A 5,036-nucleotide genomic window follows, 5' to 3' on the forward strand; every position below is an offset into this window, starting at 1 on the left:
TCATAGTGATTGAATGGAGCTGCACAATCAGCTCCTGAGCAGTCATCCTCTGGCTGCACCTGTTCACCCTCCAGACAGGGTCACAGGACCTTCTGAGTTACACCACTCAAAGGGGCGCTACCGCGCCAAGTTCCAGTGGGTCGAAATAGAAGCCCGTTCGCTGGCAGAGCATCGGGCCTACCTGCAGCAGCTGGAGGAAGCCATGCGCCGCGACGCCCTGATCCCCGCCGGTGGCCACGGCCCGGCCCGCACCGAGCTGGAGATTTCGCTCACCGCCGGCCAGAGCTTTGCGGTGCTGCAGTCGCTGGCGGGCCAGAAGAGCTCGATGCTCAGCACCCTGCTGGGCCAGTGGACCCGCCTCACTGGCGAAAAGCTGTCCAACACGCCGGCCTGCAACGTGGAGATCTGCCCACTGGTGCCGCCGCAACCGCCGCGCAAACCCCAGCCGTCGGTGCAGGAGTGGCTGGTACTGCACGAGCGGGGGGTGATCGACGGCGTGGAGCTCCGCCAGAAGCTGGGACTCGATGGTGCAGCGGCAACCTGAGAACTACAAAGGCGGACTAACATGGCGTAAGTCCGCCCTTGCGATGCTGCTCGCCATGGCTGTCACCCCTTACCGTGTCACCCCCGCCCGGATTGGCAACTCCTCCGGCTTGCGGCTGCCAGCAGCTTTCTATCGAGATCATCCCCAGTTCGCTGGTGCTGCCGGCCAGGTGGAAGTGCTCAGCGACGACACCCTGCTGCTGCGCCTGGAGTCACCAGAGCAGCAGGACAGTGAGGTGGAAGAGGAGAGCCTGATGCTGGGGCTCTTTCTCGACTTCCTCAGCCGTCAGGCCCTGACAGCTGAAGGCGGTCCGGTGGCCTACACCGAGGCGATGGCTGCAGAAGACGACGACCTGCTGGCCGGGGTCTCTGTGGAAGCCGGTGAGGAGGAAGCGGGGGCATGAGCCCGCAGCTGGTGCGCCATGGCTGGGAGATCTCCTTCCAGCCCCAGCTGTTTGCGCTGCAGTACGCCGAGCTCAAAGCCCAGGTGAAGTGCCTCAAGCAGGAGCTGGCCCCCCAGGAGTTTGCGTCTCACCCCCAGGTGAAGCTGCTGGCGGCGGTGATGGAGGGGATCAAGGAGCGGATCGCCGCCGATCCCTACGCCAGCCGCTTTGCCCTCAGCGGTCCGTTGCGTCGCTACGGCCGGCTCAAAGGGCTGGGCCTGCCTGATCGCTACCGCCTGTTCTTTCGCCCCTTTGAGGCGGAGGGCAGGCGTCTGCTGCTGATCCTCTGGCTGGGCTACCCGCGCAAGGACGGGGACCGCAATGACTGCTATGCCGTGTTCTCGCGGATGGTGCAGCGCGGCGATCTCCCCGAGGACTGGGAGAGCTTGCAACGGGAGCTCGGCGGCGGCTGAGCTGGCAAAGGAGGGCATGCCCCAGCTCTCACCCCGGACTTGCTCCTGGCGCCCCGGCGACAGCGAGGCCATGCGCATTGCCCTCTCCATCCCTGTCAGTGCTGAATCCTTCTCTGCCCTGAACCGGGAGATGGCGCTGCTGCAGACCCACTACCCGACGGGGGTTTGCACAGCCCAGCGACACCTCGATGCCATCGCCGAGCTGGACCAGCAGCTAGCGGGCCTGACCCCAGCCGATCTCAATGCCCCGATCCGCAGCCGCCGCAAGGGCGTGGCCGGTGGTGTGGTGCCCAACCCACTGCCGCTGAGCAAGTTGGCGGTGGTGGAGTACGCCACCGAGCTGCTGCTGGAGGAAACCGAGAGCCAGTGGGACACCAATGCCCCGTCGCCAGCAGTGGCGCTCGGGCGCCAGCGCAGCCAATACATCGGCCAGCTGGCGATGCTGCTGCCAAGGCTGCAGAACTGGCGCCAGTGCAACCCGGACCCCTTTCGGGGCCTGATGCAGCGGGGCTGAGCAATGGAGCTGCCCCTCTCGCCGCTGAACCAGGGCCTCAACCCCCTGCGGAGTGCTCCGCTCTGGGGGCAACTGGTGGCCATGCCGTCGGCCAGCCCGGCGATCGCCAGCTGGGTGGCCCAGCCCGTTGCTGCACCCCAAGGGGCCATGCCCCTGTGGCTGGCACTGCAGCCTTACGCCAATGCCCGCCTCTGCCTGTTTGAGGTCGACCGGCCCGAGAGCCGCAATCCGGTTCCCATCCGCCGGCATGTGATCGACTGCTTCCTGGAGCAGAGCGGCATCGTCAGCGGCTACAACGACACCGCCCTCACCGATCCGGGGGATGTGCTGCTGCGCGGCTATCTCTGCCGTGCGGCGATCCTGCCGGTGAGCACCAGCAACACCTTCGACTGGCTGGCTGCCGAGCTGGACTGGGCGACTCCAGGCTTCCGCGAGGAGGCGCCACTGCCCTGGGATCCGGAGTTGTTGGGCACGGTGCAGGCCCCCTGCCAGGGGGTGATGTGGCTGGGAGACCTGGCCCTGCTGCGGCCCGAGGGCGGGCTGCCATCAGGCGGGCGGGCCCAGTTCGCTGGCTGCCTGGTGCAGCACTTCGGGGCGGACTACGGCCCCGGTGGTATCGGCCTGCTGGTGCAGCCGCTGCTGGGGGAAGCGATCCAGCTGGTGCTCAGGCCCCACAGCGTGCTGGTGCTGCGGGATGGCGACACCTTGAACTTGATCGCCGAGCGCTACGGCACCACCGTGGCCACCTTGCGGCGGATCAACCCCCAGCTGGAGAGCACCCAGACGATCACTTCCGTCGAGGGGGATTCGCTGGCGGTGCTGGCTGGGCGCCACGGCACTACCGAGACCAAACTGCGCAGCCTCAACCCGGTGCTGCAGCAGAGCCAGCCCTACGCCACCGGTGAGGGTGAGACCTTGAGCAGCGTTGCGGCCGAGCAGAACCTCAGCATCACCCTGCTGCGCCAGTTCAACCCCGAGCTGAGCAGCTGGCCCAGCGAGGAACCGCTGCCGCCTGGCACCACCCTGCTGCTGCCCGTCTACCGCTCCACCACCCCGATCGCCCCAGGCCAGAGCCTGGTGGTGCCGGGGTTCTTGCCCGCGACGCCGCTACCGGCGGGGGAGTGGATCCAATTGCCCTCCAGCCGCGGCAGCGCCAGCAATGCAGGGGAAGGACCGGTGCCCTGAATGAGCTGCTCTCCTCTCTGGCGACGCGAGGCCGCTCCCGTTCTGGGCGAGCGCTACAGCACTGGCCTGACTTTGCAGAAAACGTAGCCTTAACTTGAGTCGAGGAAAACTGCAGTGGCCGTGCCTCCCGATCCGCTCCAGACGAGCAATGACCTGAGTGAGCAGCTGGCACTCGATCGCTTCTGCCGCGCTGTTGCAGCCAGTCCAGCCCATCAGGCCCGGCTGAAAGCCGCCGCCAGTCCGGAGGAGATTCTCGCCATCGCCGCCGAGCTGAACTTCTTGTTCACCCGCCAGACCCTGCGCTTGTGCTCCCGCGATCTAGCCTCGGACTACTGGCCCTGGGCCCAGAAGGGGTCGATCTGGCGGCGAGAGTTCTTCTTGGCATAAGAGCTGCAGCAGGTCTGGCAACAGGGAGTGCGAGCGCAGCCCGGACGGGGCGCCCGCAGCACCACAGCCGTGATCGGTGATGCCCTCCTCCTTCCTTTCTCAATCCAGCCGCACCAGCAGCGGCACCGCACCAGACCTTCTTGCACCTGCCGCTCTGTGGCAGATCTACCGCCAGCAGCAGCAGCAGCCCAACCAGGGCCCTGCTGGCTCTGCTCCACCTGCCACCGACCCCGACCTTCTCGACAGCGACGAGGACGAGGGCGGCAGTGGTGATCTGGGCGGTGCTGACGATGGCCTCGATTCCGCCATCCCCCAGGACCCCGGCGGCAGCGGCGACAACGACGACACGCCAGCAGCCAGCAGCACGGCTGATCCCCTGCGGGCCGAGCGCCGCCGTAGCAACCAGCTCGAAAAAGAGCTACGCAAGGCCCGCGCCCAGCTGTCGCGCTTCTCCGAGATCAACCCGGACGAGTACGCCCGCCTGCAGGACGCTGAGCGCAAGCGAGAAGAGTTCGAACGCCAGGTGGGCGATCGCGAACGCCAGCTCAATGAGGCCAACCTGCGCCGTGTGCGCAGCGTCGAAAAGGAACGGGATGAAGCCCGCTCCCAGGTGCAGAACCTGCGCAAGGAACGCTTGATGGAGCGTCTGTTCTCAGAAGCGGAAGGCCGCGTCGGTGGCGATGAGCGGGGGACGTTTTTTGACACCTTCGTGACGCTGTGCGGCGGCCACTTCCAGCTCCGGGATGTGGATGGCCGCGAGCGGCTGCTGCCGCTGGACGGCAAGGGCCAGCCCCTCACCGCCGATGGCGTGGCCCTCAGCGATGGCGACTACATGGAGGAGCTGCGCCGCCACCCGGTGTACAGCTTCCTGTTCCAGCAGCGCAGCGGCCTCTATTCGGCTGCTGTGCCTGAAACGGGCCATGAGCACGGGGGGGCCGTGAACCTGCAGACGCTGAGCACCGCCGAGCTCTACCTGGAGGCCGTGAAGGGCACCACGCCCAGGGCGGCTGCACCGAGGCGCTGATCACTCCGCCGCAGAGTGATGGCCTGGTATCTGGTGTTCTGGCGCAACCGATCCACCGCCACGGTGGTGCCGGCCGCCAGCGCCAGCCAGGCCCGCTCCCGTACCCAGCGCAAGCAGAAGAAGGGCTATGGGGCAATCGTGGCCGCCCGCCGCGCCAATCCCCAGGACAGCCGGCTCATTCGCCATGGCGTCTGTGTGAGCCGTCGCCGTGACGGCAGCAGTCCTACATTCGGCAGTGCTCGCTCCAAGGCCAGGGCCCGGCGGCAGCGGAGTGCCTACCGCCACTGGCTGTAAGGCCCGGCCACCAACCGGCAGCCGGGCCTGAGCCGCAAGGCTCAGCAGACCGAGACGGTGCAGCCGGGGGTGCCCTGCAGCTTGCGGGCAAAGGCAAATGCCTTCTCGGCGGGAATCAGCCGCATCTTCTTGACGGGCTTGCCGCGGCGGCCAAAGAACTCGACCTCACAGGGGGTGGTGCCGAGCTTCTGGACTCCTGGCGGATAGCGGTGAACCACAAGCAGGCGGACTTC

9 protein-coding genes are annotated in these 5,036 nt (G+C 67.1%); 8 read left to right on the forward strand and 1 reads right to left on the reverse strand.

All coding sequences use genetic code 11. From position 1 onward, the window contains the following. Positions 1-13: 13 nt before the first annotated feature. The 8 genes from KBY78_RS16085 to KBY78_RS16120 all read left to right on the forward strand — a co-directional run bounded on the left by KBY78_RS16085 (position 14) and on the right by KBY78_RS16120 (position 4,803). Complete coding sequence (locus KBY78_RS16085) at positions 14-544, forward strand: hypothetical protein (RefSeq protein ID WP_255144477.1); 531 nt, start codon at positions 14-16, stop codon at positions 542-544. Positions 545-599: 55 nt separating this feature from the next. Beyond that, positions 600-947, forward strand: a complete 348-nt coding sequence (locus KBY78_RS16090) for a hypothetical protein (RefSeq protein WP_255144478.1) — start codon at positions 600-602, stop codon at positions 945-947. Then, positions 944-1,399 (forward strand): type II toxin-antitoxin system YhaV family toxin, encoded by a 456-nt coding sequence (locus tag KBY78_RS16095; protein WP_255144479.1) that lies wholly within the window; start codon positions 944-946, stop codon positions 1,397-1,399. The genes KBY78_RS16090 and KBY78_RS16095 overlap by 4 nt, the downstream gene beginning before the upstream one ends. 16 nt (positions 1,400-1,415) lie before the next feature. Continuing rightward, a complete protein-coding gene (locus KBY78_RS16100) occupies positions 1,416-1,913 on the forward strand; it encodes a hypothetical protein (protein ID WP_255144480.1) in 498 nt (165 codons plus the stop codon). 3 nt (positions 1,914-1,916) lie between these two features. After that, positions 1,917-3,098 carry a LysM peptidoglycan-binding domain-containing protein gene (locus KBY78_RS16105; RefSeq protein WP_255144481.1) on the forward strand — a complete coding sequence of 394 codons (1,182 nt, stop codon included), beginning with the start codon at positions 1,917-1,919 and terminating at the stop codon, positions 3,096-3,098. Positions 3,099-3,212: 114 nt separating this feature from the next. Next, positions 3,213-3,485, forward strand: coding sequence for a Nif11-like leader peptide family natural product precursor (locus KBY78_RS16110; protein ID WP_255144482.1), 273 nt, complete (start codon positions 3,213-3,215; stop codon positions 3,483-3,485). A 79-nt stretch (positions 3,486-3,564) separates the two neighbouring features. Then, positions 3,565-4,509: a hypothetical protein gene (locus tag KBY78_RS16115; RefSeq protein ID WP_255144483.1), complete on the forward strand. Its 945-nt coding sequence runs from the start codon at positions 3,565-3,567 to the stop codon at positions 4,507-4,509. A gap of 18 nt (positions 4,510-4,527) precedes the next feature. Continuing rightward, complete coding sequence (locus KBY78_RS16120) at positions 4,528-4,803, forward strand: hypothetical protein (RefSeq protein ID WP_255144484.1); 276 nt, start codon at positions 4,528-4,530, stop codon at positions 4,801-4,803. Positions 4,804-4,844: 41 nt separating this feature from the next. On the opposite strand, the gene KBY78_RS16125 is transcribed toward KBY78_RS16120, so the two are convergent. Beyond that, on the reverse strand, positions 4,845-5,036 hold a 192-nt coding region (locus KBY78_RS16125; RefSeq protein WP_255144485.1), incomplete at its 5' end, for a hypothetical protein.

Origin of the sequence: Synechococcus sp. EJ6-Ellesmere, assembly GCF_024345875.1 — a bacterium.
In the GTDB taxonomy this organism is placed as follows: domain Bacteria; phylum Cyanobacteriota; class Cyanobacteriia; order PCC-6307; family Cyanobiaceae; genus Regnicoccus_A; species Regnicoccus_A antarcticus.